At 61.7% G+C, this 22,552-nt stretch carries 23 protein-coding genes; 7 read left to right on the forward strand and 16 right to left on the reverse strand.

Going from position 1 to position 22,552, the window contains the following annotated elements; translation table 11 throughout:
- The first annotated feature begins 91 nt into the window (after window positions 1–91).
- Entirely contained in the window at window positions 92–1,852 is a 1,761-nt protein-coding gene (locus ACYCVF_RS21605; RefSeq protein WP_459600060.1) for an ABC transporter ATP-binding protein/permease, read from the forward strand.
- A gap of 129 nt (window positions 1,853–1,981) precedes the next feature.
- Here ACYCVF_RS21605 and ACYCVF_RS21610 read toward each other — a convergent pair whose 3' ends face one another.
- The 5 genes from ACYCVF_RS21610 to ACYCVF_RS21630 form a co-directional block, all read right to left on the reverse strand.
- A complete protein-coding gene (locus ACYCVF_RS21610; protein ID WP_459600062.1) occupies window positions 1,982–3,016 on the reverse strand; it encodes a TorF family putative porin in 1,035 nt (344 codons plus the stop codon).
- A 400-nt stretch (window positions 3,017–3,416) separates the two neighbouring features.
- A complete protein-coding gene (locus ACYCVF_RS21615; protein WP_459600064.1) occupies window positions 3,417–3,785 on the reverse strand; it encodes a histone in 369 nt (122 codons plus the stop codon).
- Window positions 3,786–3,868: 83 nt separating this feature from the next.
- Window positions 3,869–5,191 (reverse strand): glycolate oxidase subunit GlcF, encoded by a 1,323-nt coding sequence (glcF, locus tag ACYCVF_RS21620; protein ID WP_459600066.1) that lies wholly within the window; start codon window positions 5,189–5,191, stop codon window positions 3,869–3,871.
- Window positions 5,192–6,427, reverse strand: coding sequence for an FAD-binding protein (locus ACYCVF_RS21625; protein WP_459600068.1), 1,236 nt, complete (start codon window positions 6,425–6,427; stop codon window positions 5,192–5,194). It lies immediately after the preceding gene.
- A 52-nt stretch (window positions 6,428–6,479) separates the two neighbouring features.
- Window positions 6,480–7,973: an FAD-linked oxidase C-terminal domain-containing protein gene (locus ACYCVF_RS21630; RefSeq protein WP_459600070.1), complete on the reverse strand. Its 1,494-nt coding sequence runs from the start codon at window positions 7,971–7,973 to the stop codon at window positions 6,480–6,482.
- Between the two features lie 261 nt (window positions 7,974–8,234).
- Here ACYCVF_RS21630 and cycA point away from each other — a divergent pair, with 261 nt between their 5' ends.
- Complete coding sequence (gene cycA / locus ACYCVF_RS21635) at window positions 8,235–8,630, forward strand: cytochrome c-550 CycA (protein ID WP_459600072.1); 396 nt, start codon at window positions 8,235–8,237, stop codon at window positions 8,628–8,630.
- Window positions 8,631–8,748: 118 nt separating this feature from the next.
- On the opposite strand, the gene ACYCVF_RS21640 is transcribed toward cycA, so the two are convergent.
- Complete coding sequence (locus ACYCVF_RS21640; RefSeq protein WP_459600074.1) at window positions 8,749–9,705, reverse strand: alpha/beta fold hydrolase; 957 nt, start codon at window positions 9,703–9,705, stop codon at window positions 8,749–8,751.
- A gap of 327 nt (window positions 9,706–10,032) precedes the next feature.
- Here ACYCVF_RS21640 and ACYCVF_RS21645 point away from each other — a divergent pair, with 327 nt between their 5' ends.
- Window positions 10,033–10,215 (forward strand): hypothetical protein, encoded by a 183-nt coding sequence (locus ACYCVF_RS21645; RefSeq protein WP_459600076.1) that lies wholly within the window; start codon window positions 10,033–10,035, stop codon window positions 10,213–10,215.
- Between the two features lie 6 nt (window positions 10,216–10,221).
- Here ACYCVF_RS21645 and ACYCVF_RS21650 read toward each other — a convergent pair whose 3' ends face one another.
- The 3 genes from ACYCVF_RS21650 to ykgO all read right to left on the reverse strand — a co-directional run bounded on the left by ACYCVF_RS21650 (window position 10,222) and on the right by ykgO (window position 11,487).
- Complete coding sequence (locus ACYCVF_RS21650) at window positions 10,222–10,482, reverse strand: hypothetical protein (RefSeq protein WP_459600078.1); 261 nt, start codon at window positions 10,480–10,482, stop codon at window positions 10,222–10,224.
- Between the two features lie 125 nt (window positions 10,483–10,607).
- On the reverse strand, window positions 10,608–11,240 hold the full coding sequence (locus ACYCVF_RS21655) for a tetratricopeptide repeat protein (protein ID WP_459600080.1): 633 nt from the start codon (window positions 11,238–11,240) through the stop codon (window positions 10,608–10,610).
- A gap of 121 nt (window positions 11,241–11,361) precedes the next feature.
- Window positions 11,362–11,487 carry a type B 50S ribosomal protein L36 gene (gene ykgO, locus ACYCVF_RS21660; RefSeq protein ID WP_006611362.1) on the reverse strand — a complete coding sequence of 42 codons (126 nt, stop codon included), beginning with the start codon at window positions 11,485–11,487 and terminating at the stop codon, window positions 11,362–11,364.
- A 304-nt stretch (window positions 11,488–11,791) separates the two neighbouring features.
- On the opposite strand from ykgO, the gene ACYCVF_RS21665 reads away from it, so the two are divergent.
- Window positions 11,792–12,676, forward strand: coding sequence for an amidohydrolase family protein (locus tag ACYCVF_RS21665; RefSeq protein ID WP_124163064.1), 885 nt, complete (start codon window positions 11,792–11,794; stop codon window positions 12,674–12,676).
- A gap of 77 nt (window positions 12,677–12,753) precedes the next feature.
- On the opposite strand, the gene ACYCVF_RS21670 is transcribed toward ACYCVF_RS21665, so the two are convergent.
- Window positions 12,754–13,488 carry an SDR family NAD(P)-dependent oxidoreductase gene (locus tag ACYCVF_RS21670; RefSeq protein WP_459600855.1) on the reverse strand — a complete coding sequence of 245 codons (735 nt, stop codon included), beginning with the start codon at window positions 13,486–13,488 and terminating at the stop codon, window positions 12,754–12,756.
- 193 nt (window positions 13,489–13,681) lie between these two features.
- Between ACYCVF_RS21670 and ACYCVF_RS21675 the strand changes: the two genes are divergently transcribed.
- The 3 genes from ACYCVF_RS21675 to ACYCVF_RS21685 all read left to right on the forward strand — a co-directional run bounded on the left by ACYCVF_RS21675 (window position 13,682) and on the right by ACYCVF_RS21685 (window position 16,256).
- Window positions 13,682–14,020, forward strand: coding sequence for a winged helix-turn-helix transcriptional regulator (locus ACYCVF_RS21675; RefSeq protein ID WP_459600083.1), 339 nt, complete (start codon window positions 13,682–13,684; stop codon window positions 14,018–14,020).
- Window positions 14,021–14,720: 700 nt separating this feature from the next.
- Window positions 14,721–15,431, forward strand: a complete 711-nt coding sequence (locus ACYCVF_RS21680; protein ID WP_459600085.1) for a Crp/Fnr family transcriptional regulator — start codon at window positions 14,721–14,723, stop codon at window positions 15,429–15,431.
- A 48-nt stretch (window positions 15,432–15,479) separates the two neighbouring features.
- Entirely contained in the window at window positions 15,480–16,256 is a 777-nt protein-coding gene (locus ACYCVF_RS21685) for a Crp/Fnr family transcriptional regulator (protein ID WP_459600087.1), read from the forward strand.
- Window positions 16,257–16,408: 152 nt separating this feature from the next.
- Here the strand turns inward: ACYCVF_RS21685 and ACYCVF_RS21690 are convergent, their stop codons facing one another.
- Genes ACYCVF_RS21690 through ACYCVF_RS21715 form a run of 6 tightly spaced genes read right to left on the reverse strand, consistent with a single transcriptional unit; the run spans window position 16,409 to window position 22,040 of the window.
- Entirely contained in the window at window positions 16,409–17,425 is a 1,017-nt protein-coding gene (locus ACYCVF_RS21690; RefSeq protein ID WP_459606611.1) for a SphA family protein, read from the reverse strand.
- Between the two features lie 14 nt (window positions 17,426–17,439).
- The gene (locus ACYCVF_RS21695) at window positions 17,440–18,381 is read right to left on the reverse strand and encodes an HlyD family secretion protein (protein ID WP_459600091.1); all 942 of its coding nucleotides are present in this window, start codon (window positions 18,379–18,381) and stop codon (window positions 17,440–17,442) included.
- Window positions 18,378–18,623, reverse strand: coding sequence for a DUF3302 domain-containing protein (locus ACYCVF_RS21700; RefSeq protein WP_459600093.1), 246 nt, complete (start codon window positions 18,621–18,623; stop codon window positions 18,378–18,380). Before ACYCVF_RS21700 ends, ACYCVF_RS21695 begins: the two co-directional genes overlap by 4 nt.
- A gap of 40 nt (window positions 18,624–18,663) precedes the next feature.
- Window positions 18,664–20,106: a DUF1254 domain-containing protein gene (locus ACYCVF_RS21705; protein WP_459600095.1), complete on the reverse strand. Its 1,443-nt coding sequence runs from the start codon at window positions 20,104–20,106 to the stop codon at window positions 18,664–18,666.
- Window positions 20,103–20,618: a hypothetical protein gene (locus tag ACYCVF_RS21710; protein ID WP_459600097.1), complete on the reverse strand. Its 516-nt coding sequence runs from the start codon at window positions 20,616–20,618 to the stop codon at window positions 20,103–20,105. Before ACYCVF_RS21710 ends, ACYCVF_RS21705 begins: the two co-directional genes overlap by 4 nt.
- A 12-nt stretch (window positions 20,619–20,630) precedes the next feature.
- A complete protein-coding gene (locus ACYCVF_RS21715; RefSeq protein ID WP_459600857.1) occupies window positions 20,631–22,040 on the reverse strand; it encodes a DUF1254 domain-containing protein in 1,410 nt (469 codons plus the stop codon).
- Window positions 22,041–22,552 lie beyond the last annotated feature (512 nt).

Genomic DNA, 22,552 nt, shown 5'->3' on the forward strand with positions numbered 1-22,552 from the left:
TCGACTTTAGTCTAAGCGCGCGCGTTTCCGCCATTGCTTCAGCGACTTGGCTCTGGACCGTTGCGCACATTCCCCGAGGAGATCCTGCTCTGTGAAGAACATCAGCGCCACGCTCGCGATCGTCTGGCGAATCGCCGCCCCTTACTTCCGATCCGAGGACAAATGGGCGGGCCGCGGCCTGCTCGCCGCCGTGGTCGCCATGGAGCTTACGCTGGTCGCGATCGACGTGCTGGTGAACCAATGGCAGAACAGGTTCTACAGTGCGCTCCAGAACAGCGACTGGGACAATTTCGTCAGGGAGATCTGGATCTTCGTCGCGCTCGCGTTCACCTATATCGCGCTGGCCGTCTACAAGCTTTACCTGAACCAGTGGCTCCAGATTCGCTGGCGGCAATGGCTCACCCGGCACTATCTCGGCGAATGGCTCCAGAGCGCCACGCATTACCGCATGCAGCTCAAGGGCGATGCGGCCGACAACCCGGACCAGCGCATCACAGAGGACGTCAAGAATTTCGTCGAGCAGACCCTGACCATCGGGCTCGGCCTGCTCTCATCGATCGTGACGCTGTTCTCCTTCGTTATCATCCTTTGGGGCCTTTCCAACGCCGCGCCGCTGCGCCTGTTCGGCACGGATGTCATGATCCCCGGCTATCTGTGCTGGGGCGCGCTGATCTACGCGATCTTCGGCACGGCGCTGACGCACTGGATCGGCGCACCGCTGGTCAACCTCAATTTCGAGCAGCAACGCTATGAGGCCGACTTCCGCTTCAACCTCGTCCGCGTCCGCGAGAATTCCGAGCAGATCGCGCTGCTCAAGGGCGAAGGCGCCGAACGCGCCCGCCTGCTCGATCGCTTTGGGTTCGTGATCGCCAACTGGTACGCCATCATGAGCCGGACCAAACGCCTCACCGCGTTCACGGCCAGCTACCAGCAGGCCGCGGTGATCTTTCCCTACGTGCTGGTGGCGCCGGCCTTCTTCGCCAAGAAGATCCAGCTCGGCGACATGATGCAGACCGCATCCGCTTTCTCCAGCGTACAGGGCGCATTGTCGTTCTTCGTCACGGCCTACCGAGCGCTGGCGGAGTGGCGTTCGATCGTTGCGCGGCTCGACGGCTTCGAGATGTCGGTCGAATCAGCTGCGAACCTGCCGGCCCACGAGCCGGCGATCGCGCTCAAGGCCGCCGGCGGCAGCCGCAGTATCGAGCTCGAGCAGCTCTGCGTGAACCTGCCCAACGGCACGCCGCTGGTGGTCGCCGACGCCTTCGCCATCCGAGCGCCGGAGCGTGTGCTGGTGACCGGACCATCCGGCTCCGGCAAGTCGACGCTGTTCCGGGCCATTGCCGGAATCTGGCCGTTCGGGACCGGCTCGATCTTCGTCCCGGAGAAGGCAAAGCTGATGATGCTGCCGCAGCGGCCCTATTTTCCGGTCGGCATCTTGCACGACGCCGTGGTCTATCCGGCAGCGCCCGGCGCGTTCGACCCCGTGCAAGTCCGCGACGCGCTGATCGCCGTCGGGCTGCCTGATCTGTCCGGGCGGTTGGGGGAGGACGGCCACTGGAACCGGATGCTGTCGCTCGGCGAGCAGCAGCGGCTGGGGCTTGCGCGCGCGCTGCTGCATGTGCCGGACTATCTGTTCCTGGACGAGGCGACTGCCTCACTGGACGAGCCGTCGGAGGCCCGGCTCTATCGGCTGCTGATGGAGAAGCTGCCACAGGCCACCATCGTCTCGATAGGCCACCGCTCGACGCTGGATGCCTTCCACACGCGTAAGGTGGCATTGGTGAAGGATGGTGCGATCCACATTGTCGGCGGCGCAGCACCGGCCGAGAAGGAGCCGAGTGCGGCGGGCTGATGCTTGAGGCAATACCGCGCTCGATTGAGCGTGGTCCGAACCACCGCTTCCACACACTCTCGCCGTGGCCAAAAAGCAAAAGGGCGGCAGGTTGCCCTGCCGCCCTCGCTAATCCGATCGAGACGAAGCTTACTTCAGGTTGGTCATCGCCGTCAGGTCGACAGAGAGCTTGGCGACGCCAGCAGCGCTACACCAGTTTGAGCCGAAAGCCGTGGCTGCGTTCGCGCCACCGTTGATTGGGGTGACGAAGCCGGGGCTCGAACTGGTCGCGGAGAAGTCGCTGGTGAAGGCGTTGCAGTCGCCCTTCGACAGATCGGTGTCATAGTAGCGCAGGTCGAGCGTGAGCACCTTGTAGGTGAAGCCGACACCGACGTTCCAGGTGTTGTAGCTCGGCTCCTTGATGCCGTTCGCGTACACCGGATCGCCTGCGATGCCGTAGAAGATGTCGGAGGTGCCGAGCCACTGGCGGCCGAACTCACCCGACACATACATGCCGACACCACTGGCGCCGAAGGTCGTGCTCGGCGCAGTCCACTTGGCCGTGACCGAGGCGTAGTTGCCCCAGGCGCCGAGGTTCAGGAAGTTCGGCGAATAGTACTCGTTGAAGCCGACCGTCCACTGGTCATTGATGGCGATGTTCAGCTTGGCATAGGCTTCGAAGAAGCTTGCGTCCTTCTTGGCGAAGTTGCCGTTGATCGGCAGGCCGATCGCGCCCTGGGAATTATCCAGGGTGGTACCGCAATTGCCCTGCGCGAGGGTACCCTGCGAACCGAAGCAGCTTCCGCCCGGATAGAGGTAGCCCCAGACACCGAAATCGAAGGCGAACATGCCGAAGGTCGGGCGGATACCGCCGTAGATGTCGACTTCCGCCGCGGCGCGGTTCGGGAACGAGATGCTCGCGGCAGCCGTACCGATATAGAGCTGGAGGTCCTTGTTGACGTTGTAGCGCGGCTCGAAATAGGCCGTGACCGACGGGTTGTGGTTCGACTGGGTAATACCGCGGAAGATGTAATCGCTCATGATGCCGGCGCCGAAAGCGATATCCCAGGGATCGAAGGCCGGCGGCGGGGGAGCCTTCAGCGCCTTCACCCGCAAGTCTGCCGCAAAAGCCGAACCCGTCGTCACCATTGCCAGCGCCGTTGCCAACAAAGCCACTTTTTTCATTTCGATCCCCATCACCAATTCTTACCAGTCGGACCCGGAAGCCCCCCGGGGCAAACGATGTGTCTGCACAATCGCGTTACTGCGACAATCTGGATCGGGGGACGCGAACCGTGAAGCAAAAAGCGCGGGCATCTGCCGACTTTTTAGGCGTTTTGACGGTTTAACGAAAGGTTGTCGGCCTGTGTTGCTTCTTGATCACATTATTTGCATTCCAAACTGCGCAGAGTCCCGTGTAAGTCCGGGGATCGCCGAGCAGCGTGACACCCAGGCTACGAATCAGACTGGCGCCGGAGATGGCGGCGAGCAAATCGGCTTGCGATGATGCGAAAAGGCCGCAGCCTCCAGTGCTGCGGCCCTTCTGTTTCCATATCCATCCAAGAGCGGATGAGAGGCCGGGTCCCTATCCCTGTCCCTCGGCCGGCGCCGATTCCGCAGAAGACGAAGGCATCGCCCAGCTTGTCTCGGCAGGCTCGGAAGCCGGAGCCTCCATCGGTGCTGACGGCTTCGGAGCAGGTGCTGCCTTCGCCTTCTTCGGTGCCGCTTTCCTGGCGGCTTTCTTTGCGGCTTTCTTGGCGGCCTTCTTGGGGGCGGCCTTTTTGGCCGACTTTGCCGCAGCCTTCTTGGCAGATTTCTTCGCGGCTTTCTTCGCAGCCTTCTTGGCAGGCCTCTTCGTGAATTTCTTGGCTGCCTTCTTTGCGGTCTTCTTCGCTGCTACGGCCTTCTTCGCCTTTTTGGCCTTCTTGCTTTTCTTCTTCTTCGCTTTCGCCATCGTGGTCCTCCTGTTGCGCCGAACAATGGTCGATCGGGCGTCGTTGTGCCGCCACCTCCGGACGAAAGCTCAGCCTTGAAAGCTCAAACTTGCGCGTTCAATGTCGGCCGCGACCCGCCCGTAGCCCAATCGAGAAGCTCAATCGTGTGTACGACCGGGACTGACGTGCCACTGGCAATCTGCACCATGCAGCCGATATTGCCCGCGGCAATCATGTCCGGCTTGACGCTGGCGATGTTGGCGACCTTGCGATCGCGCAACCGGCCCGCAAGCTCGGGCTGGAGAATGTTGTAGGTGCCCGCCGAACCGCAACACAAATGGCTCTCGGGCACATCTTTCACCACGAATCCGTTCTTGGAAAGCAATTCTTTCGGAAGGGCCGTGATTTTCTGCCCGTGCTGCAACGAACACGCTGAGTGATAGGCGACGACGATGTTGTCTTGTCTCGGAGCCGTCGCGAGACCGAGGCCGGCGACGTACTCGGTGATGTCCTTGGCGAGCGCCGACACCTTCGCCGCATCGGCCGCGAACGCGGTGTCCTCGCGCAGGAGATAGCCGTAATCCTTGATCACGGTGCCGCAGCCGGACGTCGTCACCAGGATGGCATCGAGCCCCTCGCCCGCCGCTTCCTTCCGCCATGCCGCGACGTTGGCGCGAGCTCGCGCCAGCGCATCCTGATCGTCGCCGAGGTGATGGGTCAGCGCACCACAGCACTGCTCGTCGCGGACCAGGACAACCTCGATGCCGTGGCGGGTCAGGAGACTGATGGCAGCCTGGTTGATGCGCGGCGCCAGCACCTGCTGGGCGCAGCCCTGAAGCAGCGCCACACGTCCTCGCTTCTTGCCGAGCGCCGCGAATACACTGCCCGAGGCAGGCCCTGCCGGCGGCAGCCGGTTGGGGGCCAGCGCCAGCATCGCCTTGATCCGCTGGATCAATCCGGGCGTCGCCGAAGGCCGCGGCGTTGGCAGCAAGACGCTCAGCGGACGGGCCAGCCGCGCCAGCCGCATGCTGACGCGAAAGCGCCGGGGGTCCGGCAGGACGAAGGCCAGCACCTGGCGCAGCATCCGCTCGGTCAGCGGCCGCTGATAACGCTGCTCGATCCGGACCCGGGCCTGGTCGACGAGGTGCATGTAGTTCACCCCCGAAGGGCAGGTCGTCATGCAGGCAAGGCACGACAGGCAGCGGTCGATATGCTTGACCACCTCGGCCGTCGGCGCCTGATCCTTCTCCAGCATCTCCTTGATCAGGTAGATGCGGCCGCGCGGGCTATCGAGCTCGTCGCCAAGCAGCACATAGGTCGGACAGGTCGCGGTGCAGAAGCCGCAATGGACGCAGGCGCGCAGGATCTTGTCGGCCTCGGCGATGTCGGGGTCGGCGAGCTGCGCCAGTGAAAATTCGGTCTTCATTCAGCAAGCGCCCCGCCTCAGGCGTCCCCGGTTGAGAATGGCCTTCGGATCGAAGCTGGCGCGCACCCGCTCGCTCAGCGCAGCCACGCCCGGCGCTTGCGGATGGAATACATCGACATCGCGCCTGACGTCCTCGGCCGCCCGGATCAGCGTGGCGTGCCCACCGAACGCCTCGCTGCGCTGGCGCACGGCCGGCGCATGCGCATCCGGCCCTGGGGGTAGCGCCGCCCAGATCAATCCGCCGCCCCAGTCGTAGATCACATCGCCCCCGGTATCGCGCACCAATTGGGTCCCGAGTGCCGCACCTGAAGCCGGCGGGCAGACGATCCGCCAGACCGGCCAGGCGCCGAGCGCGCCGCTGGCCGCAAACGGCAGCACGTCGCGGATCGTGGCCCACAGCGCTGCGGAGGCCGCATCCTCGACCAGCGTCGCGGTTCCGAACGGCGCAAGCAACTCCCGCAGCGAGCCGGCGCGGTGTGCCGCGGACGCGGTGATGCCCTCGAGCCGCAGCACGGTCAGCGCCTCACCCCCGCCCGCGATATCGTCGAGTCCGTCGGCCTTGGCCCGGAACGCCGAATTGGGCAGATGCGCCGCGCCGGAGACGTCGAAGGGCGAGCCAAGCGCCGCGGTCATCGCCTTGTTGGCCGCGGCTTCGTCGAGCCCGCGCAGCAGCAGCGTCCGCTCGGCTTCCGGCTTCGGCATCACCTTCAGCGTGACCTCGGTCATCACCGAGAGCGTGCCCCAGGACCCCGCGAGAAGCTTGCAGAGGTCGTAGCCGGTGACGTTCTTCACGACCTTGCCGCCGGTCTTGAAGCTGTCGCCGAAGCCGGAAACAGCGTGCGCCCCGAGCAGGTGATCGCGCGCCCCGCCCGCCCTGATGCGGCGCGGGCCGGCCAGGCCGGACGCGATCATGCCGCCGATGGTCCCGAGCGCGGGGGTGCCGAGCAGCGGGGCGGTGTTCATCGGCTCGAAGGCGAATTGCTGGTTCTTGGCATCGATCAGCGACAGCACGTCGGCGAGGGGTGCGCCGGCCTGGAGCGTGACGATCAGCTCGTTCGGCTCGTAGGAGGTGACGGCATTCAGCGCGGAAACGTCGAGCACCGCATTGGTTGCCATCGCATGTCCGATGCCGCGCTTACTGCCATGACCGATGACCTCGAGCGGCTGCTCATTGGCAATCGCCGCGCGTACCACCTCTTCGACGTCTTTGGCGTCTCTGACCTTGAGCGTATCCACGATTGAGCCGGTATCGAAGTTTCCAAGGGAAAGCAATTCGTTCGTCGCGGACCTAGAACCGCGGCAAATCCGGGAACGCCAGCTTGCCCGCATGGACGTGCATGCGGCCGAGCTCGGCGCAGCGGTGCAGTGTCGGGAACACCTTTCCGGGATTGAGCAGGCCCTGCGCATCGAAGGCGCATTTCAGCCGCTGCTGCTGGTTGAGGTCGATCTCGGAAAACATCTCGGGCATCAGATCGCGCTTTTCAATGCCGACGCCGTGCTCGCCGGTGAGCACGCCGCCGAACTCGACGCAGGCCCGCAGGATGTCGGCGCCGAAGGCTTCGGCACGCTCGATCTCGCCGGGCTTGTTGGCATCGTAGAGGATCAGCGGATGCAGATTGCCGTCGCCGGCGTGGAACACGTTGGCGCAGCCGAGCTGATATTTTTCCGAGAGCTCGCGGATGCGGGCGAGCGCCTTCGGCAGTGCGCCGCGGGGAATCGTGCCGTCCATGCAGAGATAGTCGGGCGAGATGCGGCCCACGGCCGGAAATGCGGCCTTGCGGCCGGCCCAGAACAGGTTGCGCTCGGTCTCCGAGGTCGAAATCTGGCAGGTGGTCGAGCCGCAGGCATTGGCGATGGTCTCGACGCGCGTGATCAGCTCGTCGACCTCGATCTTGGGACCGTCGAGCTCGATGATCAGCAGCGCTTCGACGTCGAGCGGATAACCGGCATGAACGAAAGCCTCGGCGGCGTGGATCGCCGGCTTGTCCATCATCTCCATGCCGCCGGGAATGATGCCGGCGCCGATGATGCGCGCGACGCATTCGCCGGCCGCCTCGACCTCGGCAAAACCGACCATGAGCGCGCGTGCCGTCTCCGGCTTTTGCAGGATGCGCACCGTGATCTCGGTGATGACGCCGAGCAGGCCCTCGGAACCGGTGATGACGCCCATCAGATCGTAACCGGCGGTCTCGGCCGACTTGCCGCCGATGCGCAATATCTCGCCGCTCATCAGGACGATCTCGCAACCCAGCACGTTGTTGGTGGTCATGCCGTATTTGAGGCAATGCACGCCGCCGGAATTCTCCGCGACGTTGCCGCCGATCGAGCAGGCGATCTGCGAGGACGGATCGGGCGCGTAATAGAAGCCGGCATGCGCGACCGCCTGGCTGATCGCCAGATTGGTGACGCCGGGCTCGGTGACGACGACGCGGTTGTCGAAATCGATCTCCCGGATGCGCTTGAACTTGCCGAGCCCGAGCAGCACGCCGTCTTCCAGCGGCAGCGCGCCGCCGGACAGCGACGTGCCGGACCCGCGCGGCACCACCTTGATGCCCTGCGCAGCACAATATCTCAGGATCAGCGAGACCTGCTCGGTCGTATCCGGCAACACCACGACCATCGGCGGCTGTCGGTAGGCCGTCAGCCCGTCGGATTCGTAGGCGCGCATCTCGGCTGCACTGTCGATCACGCCCTCGCCAGGCACGATTGCGCGCAACGCAGCAATGATCTCCGCGCGGCGCGCGAGCACCGCCTGGTCGCTCGCAGGCATCATGATGGCCATGACATATCCTTCCGGCTCAAAGCCCACGATCAAATTTGTCACGGCAAATCAACCACGTCCGCGTGTGTTTGGATAGGCCATCCGAAAGTCGGATCGAAGATGTTCCGCGAGTTCGCTCTGGGACAAGTAGGAAATCGTGAAACCTGTCATGGTTTGCCGGCTTGTCCAAGCCGAGCAGGCCTGCCAAAAGCGGCGGGCCGGCGATTGTCGAACAGGCAAGAGACCGACCAGACCCACCAGGGAAGAGACGAAGAGCACCCGATGACAAAACTGACTTTTGGCGCACTGACGATCCTCACCGTGATTGCCACCGCACCCGCCGCGATGGCGCAGGATGTTGCCGCCGGCAAGACATCGTTCAACAAGTGCCTGGCCTGCCACGCGATCGGCGAAGGTGCCAAGAACAAGGTCGGCCCCGAGCTCAATGGCCTCAACGGCCGCAAGTCGGGCACCGCTGATGGCTACAATTATTCGGATGCGAACAAGAATTCCGGCATCACCTGGGACGAGGCCACGTTCAAGGAATACATCAAGGATCCCAAGGCCAAGATCCCCGGCACCAAGATGGCGTTCGCCGGCATCAAGAACGAGACCGAAATCAACAATCTCTGGGCCTTCCTCGCCCAATACGACAAGGACGGGAAGATCAAGCAGTAGGCGCGCAAAAGGCGGCCGCTACAGCTTCGGTTCTGATTGAATCAAACCGAAGCTGTAGCTTTTTGCTTCGACGCGTTTTCTTCGCGCGAACCGCCATCCACTTGGCTCGAAAAACGCTCTAGTCGGCGGCCGCCTGCGCCGGGACTATCCTCCCGATCATCGTCTCGATCTCCGACTTCACGAGATCCGGCACGGCGTTCTGCACCATGTGGCCGAGGTCGGGCAGCACGATCAGCTTCGCATTCCGCACGGTCGCGGCAAAAGGGCGTGCGTGGATGTCGGTCTTCACGGTCTTGTCGGGCTCGCCGGCGATGATCGTCACCGGCACCGATATCTCTCCATAGCGCGCGACTTGTGCGGCCACCGCTTCCTTCAGCGTCACCAGATCATGGGCGTTGGCGATGAACTCGCGCGGACGCAGCAGCAGCGGCGTCGCAGAGTCCTTGACGAAGCCGTCCGGCATGATCTGCGGCAGGAAGACGTTGCGAGCGCCGGCTTCAGCGAGGGCGTAGCCGAGCGGCAACGTGATCGTGTAGGCGAGCAGCGGACCGATCACGGGCGTTGCGATGATCTCGTTGTAGCGGCCGACACCGCCGCGCCAGGGATGAGTGACGGGCGCGAGCATCACGAGACCGGCAACGCGGTGCGAATGATCGAGCGCGATCCGCGCGCCGAGGGCGCCGCTCCAGGAATGCACGACGAAGACCGCGCGATCGATCCCGAGCTTGTGAAGCGCCTCGTCGATCATTCGCGCCTGGATTTGCGGCGTCGAGTCCTGGCGCCGCCCGCGCGTGCTCCAGCCATGGCCGGGGCGGTCGATCAGAATCACGCGTCGATCACCGGCAAGGATATCGCCGAGCGGCCGCCGCATGGCTTCGAGATTGGAGCTCGCGCCGTGCAGCATCACGATAGGAAGGCCCGAATCGCGTGGACCGATATCGACGACATGAAGCCTCGCGCCGTCGACCTCGATCATGCGGCCCTGCGGCGGATAGGTGCGTTGCACGGCGACGATCCCCGCCTGCGTGACGAGCGCCAGCAGGACCAGCGCCGTCACGACTGACATCACGATCATGGAGAGTATCCGGGTGATCCAGGGCACAGGACAGTTACGGCTCTGATTGGGCGGCAGTTTCGCCGTCTGCTCGGCATGCTTCCACCGAAATCAGGGGGCTGTGGATATGTGCATAATTGCGGGACGAAAAAACATAATGAAATCAATGGTATTCTGGCGAGCGCACAAGCCCCGGAACAGCTTCATGCGACCGTCATCAGGGCTTCCATATAATCGCCACGGTCGGTTCCGCCATCTAGGCGCGGGTGGGCGCCGATCCTCCTCGCAACCTCGGGCGATGCGAGAAAGACCGGCAGGATTTGTCCTGGTTTGAACCGGAGAATTTCGATGAGCTTCAGATCGAACGACACTGCGATCGACGAAATCGTCGCGAGTTGCAACGGCGACCTGCGCGGTGCCGTGCGGGCGCTGCTCCTGATCAACGAGCATCTCGAGACCGAGCTGGCAAAGGCCTATGCCGCAGTCGCCGATCGCGGCCTCGCCGAGCGCGGCGGCAGCGTCCTGCATTGAGCAGAGCTAGTTCGTACCGTCCTCCTCCTTTTCCTCCTCGGGCGTGACTGCGGGACAGACGCGGATCGTCGAGCGGGCAATCTTGGCATCGGCCCTCGATTTGTAGGGACCGTCGCCGAACCAGATGTCGCCGATAATGACCGGATTGCTGGTCACGATGGTGCATTTGCCGGTGGCGCGGTTACCGACCACCCAGAACAGTCCGTCGGCGAAGCTCACCGTCCCGGACGCAAGCAGCAATACAGCTGCGACTACCCAACGCTTCATGGCTTTCGCTCCTGCCATGCAGGTAGGCCTGCGGCGGCGCTGGCAATAGTCCTTCCAACGCAGCGCATGCGAATGTGGTTAATCGGCGCAGGCTTCGATCGCTCGGGAAATGATCAACTTTTCAGCTAGATGTCGCGCCCCTCGACCTTCTCGGTCAGCGCCTTGACCTGATCGGGGATCTTTTCGAGGTGCGGATTGACCGCAAGCGCCTTGCGATAGGCGTCGAGCGCGCGCTTCTCGTCGCCGACCTCCTGCATGATCATGCCGAGACCGGCGAGCGCGCCGAAATGGCGAGGCTCCCGGATCAGCACTTGCTGGATATCCGCGAGAGAGCGGCCGTAGTCGTTCTGCATGTAATAGAGCGTCGCACGCCGGTTCCAGGCCTCGATATAATCGGGCCTGAGCTTGATGACGGAATCCAGCAGCTTGATCGCGACCTCGATCTTCTTCGCATCGACCGCGGTCTTGGCGCGTGACATGAGAAGCGCCGCGGTGTCGCTCGGGGTCTGGAGCCAGATCGCCCAGATCCGCGCCTCGACATGCTTGGCGCTCACTTCATCCGGGGCCGCCTTCAGCGCGCCGAACAGGAAATCGAGATTCTTGCCGCGATCGACCTTCGGCAGCTTGGCCGGCGCTTCGGGAAGCTTCTTCTGCTTGCCAGGCGGTTCAATCTGCTGCGCCACGCCTGGAGCAAGGCCGATGGTTCCCAGCACGAGGGCCAGGCACAGGGTACGCGCGAAAAGGAATCTCACTGCCATGGTGAAAGTCTAAACGCGCAAAGCCGCCCTTGCAAAGCAAAGGCGGCGTCAAACTCGTGTGAACGTGGTCTTGCGGAGCGCGCGAAGGAGTCCGGCCGGGCGAGATCAGCCCTGTGCTCGATCAGCCCTGCCGCGCCTTGAAGCGGCGCTGCACCTTGTTGATCACATAGACCCGGCCCTTGCGGCGGACCAGGCGGTTGGCGCGATGGCGACCGCGCAGCGATTTCAACGAGTTACGGACCTTCATGACAGAATCCTGAACGTTCGAAAGGCCGTGTTCGGCACTACCGTTTCGGCACGCGCGAATGTGGCAAAATCAGATTTTCCCCGCTGGCGGACAACCGCCCGGGACGGGGCGGTTCTTAAGGCATGGCAGGAGGTGATGTCAATGTTAACCGCCAGGTTCCGGGCCAGCAAATTCCGGAAAACAACCCCATGCACAGGTGAAGCGCCCGGATCGGCCTGATTCCCTCGGCCGATAGGCTGCGGCAACGCCTTGCCAAATTCGTTATATACTATAATCAATTTGGCAACCGGTCGGGAGGAAACTAATGCCGAAGCTGAAGCTGCCTGATATCGACAATGTCGTCGCCATCGACATCCACACCCATGCCGAGGAGCCGTGCGGTTGCCATCCCGACGATGGCTACGACGATTTCCAGGCGCAGATGGCCGAGTACTTCAAGTCGCCGAACAAGCATCCGCCGACCGTGCCGGAGACTGCGGCCTATTACCGGTCCAAGAACATCGCCGCCGTGATCTTCCCTGTCGACGCCGAGCGCGAGACCGGCTTCCGCCGCTACAACAATTACGAGATGCTGGAGGTGGCCTCCGAGCATCTCGACGTCCTCATCCCCTTCGTCTCGATCGATCCGCACAAGGGCAAGTTAGGGGCACGCGAGGCGCGCAAGCTGATCGAGGAATACGGCGTGCGCGGCTTCAAATTCCACCCGACCATGCAGGGCTTCTACGCCAACGACCGCATGGCCTATCCGCTCTACGAAGAGATCAACAATGGCGGTGCGATCGCGCTGTTTCACACCGGCCAGACCGGCGTCGGCTCGGGCATGCCCGGCGGCATGGGCATGCGGCTGAAATATTCCAACCCGATGTACATGGATGACGTCGCGGCCGATTTCCCCGACCTCAAGATCATCCTCGCCCACCCCTCCTTTCCCTGGCAGGAGGAGGCGCTGTCGGTCGCGACCCACAAGCCGAACGTCTATATCGACCTCTCCGGCTGGTCGCCGAAATATTTCCCGCCGATCCTCGTGCGCTACATCAACTCGATCCTGCAGGACAAGATGCTGTTCGGCTCGGACTGGCCGGTGATCACGCCGGACCGCTGGCTGTCGGACTTCGCCAAGATCGACATCCGCGACGAGATCCGGCCGAAGGTCTTGAAGGCCAACGCGCGCAAGCTGCTGGGAATCTAGTTTAGGCGCGTTTCGCCGCAGGGAATTGAGGGCTTCGATCCAACGGACGAAGCCCTCACGCTCAGACGCTGGCGGCCTCAGACTTGCGCAAGGCCTCCGTCGACGAAGACCTCGCCGCCGGTCATGTAGCTGCTGTCCGACGACGCCAGGAACGCGGCCACCGCCCCGGTCTCCGCCGGGTCGCCCACGCGCCCGATGGGGGTCGAGCTGCCGAGCGCATCGAATGCTTCCTCACCAACGACCTCCAGCGCCAGCTCAGTCTTGGTTGGCCCCGGCGACAGCACGTTGACGCGGATGCCCGTGCCGCGCAGATCCAGCGCCCAGCTGCGCGCCAGATTGCGGATCGCGGCCTTGGTCGCGCTGTAGATGCTGAATTGCGGCGTTCCCATCACGCCAGTGCTCGAGCCGGTCAGAATGATCGATGCTCCCTTGCTCATCAGCGGCAGCGCTTTCTGAACGGTAAACACCGTCCCCTTCACATTGACGTCGAAGATCTGGTCGTAGTGCTCGGGCGTGATCTCGCCGAGCGGCGCAAAGGCTCCGGTCCCCGCATTGGCGAACAGGACGTCGACGCTGCCGCGTTCGGCCTTGACCGTCGCGTAGAGCCGGTCGAGGTCGGACAGATCTGAGACCGAGCCCCGGACGGCCCGCGCCGAGGAGCCCAGCTTCGCCACGGCGCTGTCGAGTAACTCCTGCCGCCGCCCGAAGATGTAGACGAATGCACCTTCGTCGACGAACCGTTTGGCCGCTCCAAATCCGATGCCCGTTCCGCCGCCCGTCACCACCGCCGTCTTGCCTTGTAGTCTGCTCATGATGTGCTCCTTCACTGAGGTTGCACTGAGCTGGCGGCGTACCCACCTATCGACAAGTATGCACCTTTTGGTAAGTACTCCAAAAATGTCCTCAGGTCTTTCAGATCCCACCACAGCGCCGGCGCCCACTTCGTCGCCAGCCCAGAGTTGCACGCCGACTTTGCCTGGCTTCACGTGTGGCCTGGACGCAACCTTGCGGGTCATCGCCGGCAAGTGGAAGCCGCTCATCCTCTACTTCGTCGCTCAGGACGGTCCGACCCGCTACGGCGAGCTTCGGCGCGCCGTGCGCGATGTCAGTGACAAGATGCTGATCCAGCAGCTCAAGGAATTGGAGGCCGATGGCCTCGTGAAGCGGACCGATTACAAGGAGGTGCCTCCGCGGGTGGACTACAGCCTCACGCCTTTGGGCCGCAGCCTGGCCGAGGCGCTCGTGCCGCTCTGTGCGTGGGGCACGGAGCACATGACGGAGGTGAGCCGGGTCTTCGCTGAGCGGGAGGGCTGGACGCGTCGAGGACGTCAGCCGGCCGTCTAAGCCGTGAACCCTAAATCGGCCGAGCCGATCGCTCGCGAGAGTCCGCTATGTCCCCGTAGCGATCAAATTCCGCATCGGAGCGATATAACGCGACGGGCCAACAGGAGACATCCAGGTTCGTGACAAGGGCAACCCGAAGCGCAGGGGCGGCCCTATATTCGTGCTGAATGTCGCGATCCGGGATTGAATTGCCTTCGCTCACATCGCGACCGTCTACCGATTGCCCCAGCTTGCTGTCGCGCGAGCCTTCATCAGCATCGGCGCAAACCAATCGATCCGCTGCAAGATGTGCCGTCAGCATCTATGACATAACGGTACTCACTTCACTTTGGTTGGACCAGCCCCGGCGAGGTGAGCCAATCGTTTATGTGCGAGGCTGTCTCGGCTTGGCGTGCCCGGCGCAAAAGCAATTTGCGGACATGGCTGCCGGGCAGCTCCTTTTCGGCTGCCTCCTTGAACCTCCTGGCCTCCTCGGCCAACCGTTCTTCGAAGCTCATTGTATGTTTGATGCGCCTGCGCACTTGGGTCAGACCAGCGCTGAAACGTAGCGCCGCTGAAATCGCGGAAAAAGGCCCCGCTGAGTCGCGTAGCGGGCATAACCGATTCAGCTACCGTGCTAGTGTGCGTTATTGCTGGCCATAACACTGGGCGTCGGCAACTGAGAGTTCTTGCACTCCCGCCTGAAACTGGGAGCGCCAAGATGATCATGCACGCCAACGCGATACTCGCGTCTCTGTCCGCCAGCGACACGGCCGCCTTGCGACCTCACCTCAAAGCCACTCATCTGCAGCAAAAGACCGTGTTGTACGAAGCTGGCGACACGATCAATTCCGTTTACTTCCCGCTCAGCGCCGTGGTGTCTCTGGTCGTGACGCTTGCGACTGGCGAAACGACGGAGGCCGCAATGGTCGGCAGGGATGGCGCGATCGGCATGGCTTCGGCATTGGATGGAAAGATCGCGTTAAGCAGAGCGATCGTCCAACTAGGTGGCGATGCGATGATGTGCGATCCCGCTGCATTCAAGGGCGCTGCCCTGCAATCAGAAACCCTGATTTCAAAGATCATGCGCCACGAGCAAACCTTGTTTGCGCAAGCGCAGCAATCAACGGCTTGCATGGCAAATCATGAGATTGATGCTCGCCTTTGCCGATGGTTGTTGCGAGCCCGCGACCTGTCCGGAAACGATCACCTTCCATTTACGCAGGAGTTTCTCGCTGAGATGCTTGGCGTCCGACGGACGAGCGTGACCACCGTCGCCCGGACTCTCCAGGAAGCCGGAATGATCAAATACACGCGCGGCAAGATCGAAGTCATTGATGTCGAAGGTCTGCGGGAGGGAGCCTGCGAGTGTTACGAAACCGTCAAAGACCAGCACCGGCACTTGCTAGGCGAACAACCGAGTACGCTTTAGCCGGTTGGCGGCCGGTGGCAGTCTTGGGCCATGGAGGGATGACGTATCATGCCACATCGCAGGCTGATCGCGCGTTTGCAGGCGGTCGCTGGACTATCTGAGCAGGATCAGGCCAAGCTCGCACGCATGCCGTACAAGCTCAAGACGTTGAATGACGGCGAATATCTTGTGCGCGAAGGCGACAGCCCCACGAGCTCGATTGTTGTGGTCAGTGGGTTTGTGTCTCGCCAGAGGGTGATCTCCGCCCGCAACCAAATCTCATCATTCTATATCGCTGGCGATATGCCGGATCTTCACACGTTACACCTGCCCGTCATGGACCATGAGCTCTGCAGCGTAGGCAGTTCGACTGTAGCTTCTGTGTCTCATGCTCATCTCAGGGAACTGATGAGCGGATCTCCGGGACTTACGCACGCATTCTGGCGCGAGACGTTGATACATGCAGCCATTTATCGCGAATGGATTGAAAACCTTGGCGCGCGGCAAGCCTTGGGAAGAATCGCGCATCTGCTTTGCGAACTCGCGGTCCGGCTAGAGCTCGTTGGACTACTCGACAACGGCAGTTTCCATCTGCCCTTTACACAACAGGATGTTGCCGATGCATGTGGGCTATCAATCGTACATGTGAATAGGACACTTCAGGAACTCAGACGCGAAGGCCTCATTGAATGGCACAATCACACTGTGCAGCTACTTGACCGGGCCAGGTTGGAGGACGCGGCCGAGTTCAGCCGCCAGTATCTTCATGCGCTGGAGACGACCCGTTCGCCTGTCTGCAATGGCAGGGCTGGAGAGCCTAGCAAGAACCTGCGAAATGCCATTTGAACTGTCCGGTTAGGGCCAAAGGCTGCCCTCGGCGGCTCCACAATTGCGTTCCGCTCAGCCCTCGGAAGCGGACCGTGCGAGGCCAAGAGGGGAAGTCAGCCACGGGCCATAAGAAGCAGTAGACGCGCAGCAGACCTCCCGTACCTGTAGCCTCAATACTTCCGCGAGAGTGGCTTTGCCGCCGGCTCCGGGGCTGCAGGAGAGACCGCGAACGTGACCCAGGTACTCCAGGTATTGGCGCGGTTTTCGACCTCGACGTCCTTATAGCCTTTGACGTTCAGATAGCCCTGGTATTCCTTGGAAATCGGAATGATGAACCCGACCTGCGGACCGATGCCGACCGCGCGTCCTCTGAAACCGCCGAGCTTCGCCCCGGGGCCGCTATCGTCGGTAATCTGCTGATAGAAATATCCGGCCACTCCGATATGGAAATTCTTGCTCAAGAATTGCGACGCTGCCCAGTCCACGTGGAAGTCGATGCCGTTCTGATACTGCAGGTACGGATTCGGTAAGTTGTACGTGAGACCGCCGACAATTGAGAACTCATGCCCCGTCTTCGGATCGAGATAGGTGTAACCCGCACCCGCGTCGTAGGCGACGAAGCCGAGATTGAGATTGGCGAGCCGGTTGGGATCGTAAGTGCCGCTCGGGATATTCCCGGTGATGTAGACCATCCCATTGTGGACGCCCTGGTTCCATTTCAGCGTACCCTGATAGTACACGTCGGAGAGCGTCGTCCGATTATCCGTCCTGGCTCCCGAGATGGCATTGCCAAGCGGACCCGTAAGGGACGCATCGATGCCAAGTCCGACGTTGCCGGGAGCGGTAAGGATCGATAGAGCGGCCTGACCGCCGAGGACAGACATCGGCGACGTGTAGGTGATGCCGAGAGCGAGAGCGTCAGCGTGAGCATTGAGGCCGGTGACGACTGAGCCACGTGCTCCTCCGCTGGTGACGAAGTTCTGCGTACCTCCGGCCTTGGCTTGGAGATGCAGATAGATGGAGGCGTACGACCAGCCCGGGACGGTCGGCGCAGCCGCGAGGCTTCCGAAGATGCCTGGCAGCCAGAACCCCACGCCACCGGCGTCGGCCAATGCTTGCGTCGGACAAGCGGCCGTCGCGATGCCAAGCGATACCAGTGCGCCATAGGGAGTCGCTCTACCTTTCATGACATGTCCCCTGTCTAGAACGGACTTACGTAGTTTAGGATTGCGACTTGCCGCAACAACACCCGCCTGATGAAGTGAGAAGCCCGAACATGCGTGGTGTAAATCGCAGCCTGTCCCGTGCTTCCAGCTGGCAAATACTGAGCAAGAGCTGCATCGTCGAGCTTGACGCGAACCACGAACGGGGCGGTCTCAATCGCTTTAGGCATCACGGCCGTGCCTGACGTCTGCGTCTGCCCAGTCGCGATCGCCTGCAGCACACTCTCCACCTTTCCAGAATAAACTTGGCCCGGTGCAAACTTGAAGGTGACCTCGACCTCCTGGCCCGGTTCGACATAGCGGGCATCTATCTGCGCGATCTCGACGCCGATGAGCGTGTCGGACGTGTCAATGAAGGCCATCGCAGGCGACAGAGGCAAGTTCGCAACCCGCGCTCCTTTGCGCAGTGCCAGATTGGTCACGTAGCCGTCGGCCGGCGCCCGAACGGTCGTCTTATGCAGGTTCCAACGCGCGGCTTCCAGCTGCGCCTTGAGCTGATCGACTTCGGACTGCCGCTGCTCGACATCGAAGCCGCGGCCGGATTCACGTTCGAAAAGCTGCGTCATCTGGGCGAGCCGCGTGATGGCGAGCTTGAGTTGTGCATCGATCGCCTTCACCTGCGCTTCGTAGGGCGTTGGATCAATCCGGAACAGAATATCGCCGGTCTTCAGCGGCTTGTTGGCCGAAACCGGCACGTCGATCACCTCGCCCGCGACGTCAGGCACAATGGCAACGGAGTTGCGGACAACTAAGACCGAACCTTGCGGAGCGCCCCAGCCCATCGGGATGAAGAGACAAACGTTGAGCAACAGAAGCACGAGGAGCGGCGAGACCTTCCAGAAGCCATTGAACCGGATGATCCCGAGCCAGACGAGCGTGAACAGTGAGACAAGATACAGCCCCATCAGCGCGATCATCATGGCTGGCGTTCCTCCGATCGGGCGGCAGGAACGTCGACATAGGCCCAGATCAGGGCGAGCGGCCAGAGAGCCAAACCAAACATCAGCGTGACCCAGCCGGCGACGGTTACCGCTTCGGCCCAGGGATGGCTGCGTCTCTTGGCAACGTGCCCCGGCAGCGAGCCCATCAGCCAAATGACGGACACCATGACCGCGAGCAGGATGGCCAGAACGGCCCACGCAAAGAGGTCGAGGCCGTTCATGATGTTTGGACAGAAGCTAGGTGGGGCTCACGCTGCCTCATCATTGCATCGCCTCGAAATCTCCAGGCTTCCAGCTTCCGTCGAACGCTGCTTGCTGCGGCCCGTAAACGCGGAAATATACGAACCACCCTTTCCCCGGGGTGGTCTTGATCCAATTGTCTTCGCGCCCAGCAGGCGCTGTCGGACCAAAGTAAAGATCGGCAGAGTTTCCGGACAGGTTCTTGAGTTCGAACAGAGAACGCAGCGCTGCTTTGCCCTGGTCCGTTTGTATCTGACTGCGCGTTTCCGCATCGTACACCGTCACAGACCAGAACAGCCTGTCCGGCACCGGCAAAGGAACGCTGAGCTTGTATGTCTTGCCGCCGTCCAGATATGCGCCGCCCTTGTCCCGCAGGCCAAGCCAATAGAGCGAGCCAGCGGCCGGATCGCGCCGGAACATGGCGGGGGACGTCGCGATGGCCTGGTAAAACCACTTGTCCATGGCGTATGTGTCGCGATAGTCCGCCGTATCGAACGAGCCGTTTTCGGAACGAAGCGCGGCCCACTGCCACTGCCGGTCTTTCCACACGATACGGTCAGGACGGCGGTCGGCCAGCGATTCCACGCGCATGTGCGCCGATCCCATTTCGGCAGCTCGCTCGAGAATACGCTTCATGCGCTCATCGGGTTCGAAGGGCTGGCCCCTCGCGATCCCGAGCGCGGCGAGGTCGCCGTACTGCGCACGCGAGTCCTCAAGCGGAGGCTCCGAGTTGACGACCTCATGGAGTGATTGCCAATACTGCAACGTCCGTTCGAATTTCGTCGGTGTCTGGTCCTGTGGCATCGGCGTCTGATCGATCCAGGTTGGCTCGGACCATGCCGCCGACAGATCCAAGGGGTGGACCTTGATGGTTTTCAAGCGTTCGAAGGCGCCACGTACGTCGCCACCTTCTGAAATGGCCCGCATTCCGGCAATGACGCGGTACGACGTCGCCCGGCCCACAAAGTATCCGGCCGGAAGGTCGCCGGTATAACCCGGCGGCAAGAGCAAATGCTTGCCTCCCTTGCCGGCATCGGGACCGGGTATGCCCATATCCATGATCCAGCGCTGGTTGATGTCGAGGACGGCACCAAGCAACGGTCCCGCCGGGACGTCGATCACGAGAGGACCGGCATTCAGGTCGAGGAGAATGCCACCGTACGGCGTGTCCGAATTGAGCGTGAACCCGACATGTTTTGGCTGAGTATCAAGAATGCTGAAGACCTTGTTCGGCTGGACGCCAAGTCGAATGTTCTCTCTGAAGATCGCCGCGCTTGAAACTGTGGGATAAAAGAACCGGTACGCTTGCACAGCCCGGTTCAAATCAAGCTCATCGTAGACCTTCTGAACAGTATCAGTGTCTGGATAGCCGCCGCTAAACTTGTGGTTCTGCGCCGGAGAAGCGCTTGCCCACAAACTGGCAATCAGGATGCTCGCGATGCCGGCGGTTGCGCGTCGCTTCATCTTTGAATCTCCGGTCGAAAATGCTGCGCGTTCACGCGGTTGAGTGCATGGCGGACCACGTTGAATGTGAGGAGGGCTCCAGTGAAGTAGACGGCAAAGAAGAATGTCTGACCCAACAGCCAAGCGTTCTTGCCGGCTAGATCAGGCTGGTAGTAGAAATTAGGCCAGATCAAATTGAAAACGAAATAGCCGGGGTACCCGACCGCAAACACGCCAAGCAGGCCAACGATGCAGAGCTGCAGTGCCAGCGAACGCCCATCACCAGTAGACACAGCCTCGCCAGCGGCCAGCAGCGTTAGCCCGAGCGCAACCATCCCGAGACCACCCCCTTGCACAATCGCAACGGAGAGCGTCCACGGACATGCCCACCACAGCGTCACGTTCCGGCTGAACAGCTCGCCCACGTCGGCGCTGGCCCCAACGCAGTAATGTCCGATGACGCCGAAGGTGAGAAAGAGGCCGAACACGAAGAAGCCAAGGCCCCATTTAGCAAATCGTCGGCCCAGCATCATGGATAGAGTCCTTCAGTTTACGGCGAACGTCTCGACATCAGGCAGCACCCATTTCTTCTCGAAAAGCGGAGCCGTTGGCGCGTAGAGCCGGAACATTAATTCAAACTTTCGGGTGGGATCGGTGGGAAGCCAGTTCGTCTCCTTTCCGGCCGGAGCTTTCGGGCCAAAGAAGATATCAACCGATCCATCCGGATTCTTTTGCAGTTCCGGGATTTGCGACGATCGGCTTGCCCGAGAGACGTTCTTGATCAGAGCATGGGTCTGCCGGTCATAAGCTGTTACAGACCAGTACTGCTCGACCGGCGGATTTGGAGGCACCCGCAGACGATAAGTCTTGCCTCCATCATACACGTCACCATTCTGATCCCGAATAGAGATCAGATACATCTGGCCGGCGCCGAGCCTTTCGATACCTACATAGGCGTAGCTGTAGCCGAGTCCCCGATCGTCTACAGGATAGGAGTCGGCCTCTGAGAACGCGTTCTGCTGCGCCTTGATCAATTCCAGAGTTGCAGGATACGTCCATCGGCTGGTCTCGTTGAAAAACCGCGGAAGTCCAGCATCGTATTTTCTTTCCAGCCACGCACCAGCTTCTCGCGCCGCGGCAGCAAGAGCTGCCTTTGTACTATCGTCAGGGCTGAACGGCTTGCCTTTTTCGATGCCGATCGATTTCAACTGATCGATCATCGCCTTGTCTCGCGTTTGCCAAGGCTCGCTCTGGACGACGCGATTTAGGTTTTCGAATAGGCTTGCGTCGTATCGAATGGTTGAGTCGAAAAGCACGTCTTTCGCATCGGTAAAAACGGTCGGTGAAGGGTCTGCCGCTTGAGCAAGCGGATAGACCTTTACTGTTTTGCCGTAGGCGATTGCCTTTTGAACATCGAAGTCCGCGTGACTCGTGAGGTTGATACGAATTAGCCCGTAGCCTTTGAATACGTCCGACCGCAGAGCAAGATAGCCGTCCGGAACTGCTCCGGTGTATCCAGGAGGTAGAACTAGATATTTTCCGCCCGCGCCCTTGTCTGCGCCGAGAAGGCCGGCGTCCTCAAGCGGCGTCTGCCAAACATTGACGATGTTTCCATTGAAAGATCCACTTGCTGAAGCCGGCGGAACATCAAGCACGATTGGACCGTCTTTAGTGTCAAAGAACGCCATGAAGTAGAGCGTGTCCGGATTTGGGGTTAGAGTCTGATTTCGCCAGTCCAGCGGCCGCCCCCAATAGACGACCTGATTGATCTTGCCATTGGTCTTGGTGAGCATCTCCTGCAGCATCAAATCGTAATTGATGACAGGCATGCCCCAGATTGCGGCTTCAACAGCACGGGAGTGCAGCAGCCGATCCCCAACAGGCGCTTGTGCAAGTGCTGCGGGCGGGCAGACCAGAAGAGCCAATGCGATCCAGGCTAATCTGATGTTCACGATAGGGACTCCTTGTTTGGCCATCACGGCATGAAGATGGTGGACGGGTGCACCATCGCGCGGCTACCGCGGGCAGTAATCCCAAAACCCCTGCGTGCGAGACGGATCGGTGTAGTACCAGCACATTCCGGGTGCCGGCGCTGCGCCTGCCCATGTGGCTGCAGTCGCTGCTGTTACGAAGCCGATCGCTGCACCGGCTGCGATGGCACCGCCGACCGGCCAGCGATACCAACCGGGACGCGCCCAACGCACGCCACCTCCGCGATAGCCGGGCCGAACTACCGTCGTTCGGCGCACCGCGACGTTGCCACGTGGGCCGACTACTGCGGCGCCGCGGCGCGCCACGACTCCACCGCGCGGCCCCACTACTCCACCGCCCCGATGCACGGTAGCGCGTACCTGTGCGACATAGTTTTCGAACTGGAAGGAGGATGCGGTAGGCGCCAGCGGCGCTGAATGAAGCGGGCTCGGGACGGCACAACAAACCGCAAGGGCGAGGATAGAGGACGCTGAAC

This window comes from Bradyrhizobium cedriense, from assembly GCF_054602315.1.

Bases quoted from the DNA above. Each gene is read 5' to 3' on its own strand.
- ACYCVF_RS21700 (WP_459600093.1), bottom strand. From the start codon at position 18,623: ATGAACGGCCTCGACCTCTTTGCGTGGGCCGTTCTGGCCATCCTGCTC.
- ACYCVF_RS21695 (WP_459600091.1), bottom strand. From the start codon at position 18,381: ATGATGATCGCGCTGATGGGGCTGTATCTTGTCTCACTGTTCACGCTC.
- ACYCVF_RS21680 (WP_459600085.1), top strand. From the start codon at position 14,721: ATGATCATGCACGCCAACGCGATACTCGCGTCTCTGTCCGCCAGCGAC.
- ykgO (WP_006611362.1), bottom strand. From the start codon at position 11,487: ATGAAGGTCCGTAACTCGTTGAAATCGCTGCGCGGTCGCCATCGCGCC.
- ACYCVF_RS21610 (WP_459600062.1), bottom strand. From the start codon at position 3,016: ATGAAAAAAGTGGCTTTGTTGGCAACGGCGCTGGCAATGGTGACGACG.
- ACYCVF_RS21665 (WP_124163064.1), top strand. From the start codon at position 11,792: ATGCCGAAGCTGAAGCTGCCTGATATCGACAATGTCGTCGCCATCGAC.
- ACYCVF_RS21710 (WP_459600097.1), bottom strand. From the start codon at position 20,618: ATGATGCTGGGCCGACGATTTGCTAAATGGGGCCTTGGCTTCTTCGTG.
- ACYCVF_RS21615 (WP_459600064.1), bottom strand. From the start codon at position 3,785: ATGGCGAAAGCGAAGAAGAAGAAAAGCAAGAAGGCCAAAAAGGCGAAG.
- ACYCVF_RS21650 (WP_459600078.1), bottom strand. From the start codon at position 10,482: ATGAAGCGTTGGGTAGTCGCAGCTGTATTGCTGCTTGCGTCCGGGACG.
- ACYCVF_RS21705 (WP_459600095.1), bottom strand. From the start codon at position 20,106: ATGAAGCGACGCGCAACCGCCGGCATCGCGAGCATCCTGATTGCCAGT.
- ACYCVF_RS21690 (WP_459606611.1), bottom strand. From the start codon at position 17,425: ATGAAAGGTAGAGCGACTCCCTATGGCGCACTGGTATCGCTTGGCATC.
- ACYCVF_RS21670 (WP_459600855.1), bottom strand. From the start codon at position 13,488: ATGAGCAGACTACAAGGCAAGACGGCGGTGGTGACGGGCGGCGGAACG.
- ACYCVF_RS21685 (WP_459600087.1), top strand. From the start codon at position 15,480: ATGCCACATCGCAGGCTGATCGCGCGTTTGCAGGCGGTCGCTGGACTA.
- ACYCVF_RS21655 (WP_459600080.1), bottom strand. From the start codon at position 11,240: ATGGCAGTGAGATTCCTTTTCGCGCGTACCCTGTGCCTGGCCCTCGTG.
- glcF (WP_459600066.1), bottom strand. From the start codon at position 5,191: ATGAAGACCGAATTTTCACTGGCGCAGCTCGCCGACCCCGACATCGCC.
- cycA (WP_459600072.1), top strand. From the start codon at position 8,235: ATGACAAAACTGACTTTTGGCGCACTGACGATCCTCACCGTGATTGCC.
- ACYCVF_RS21630 (WP_459600070.1), bottom strand. From the start codon at position 7,973: ATGGCCATCATGATGCCTGCGAGCGACCAGGCGGTGCTCGCGCGCCGC.
- ACYCVF_RS21640 (WP_459600074.1), bottom strand. From the start codon at position 9,705: ATGATCGTGATGTCAGTCGTGACGGCGCTGGTCCTGCTGGCGCTCGTC.
- ACYCVF_RS21645 (WP_459600076.1), top strand. From the start codon at position 10,033: ATGAGCTTCAGATCGAACGACACTGCGATCGACGAAATCGTCGCGAGT.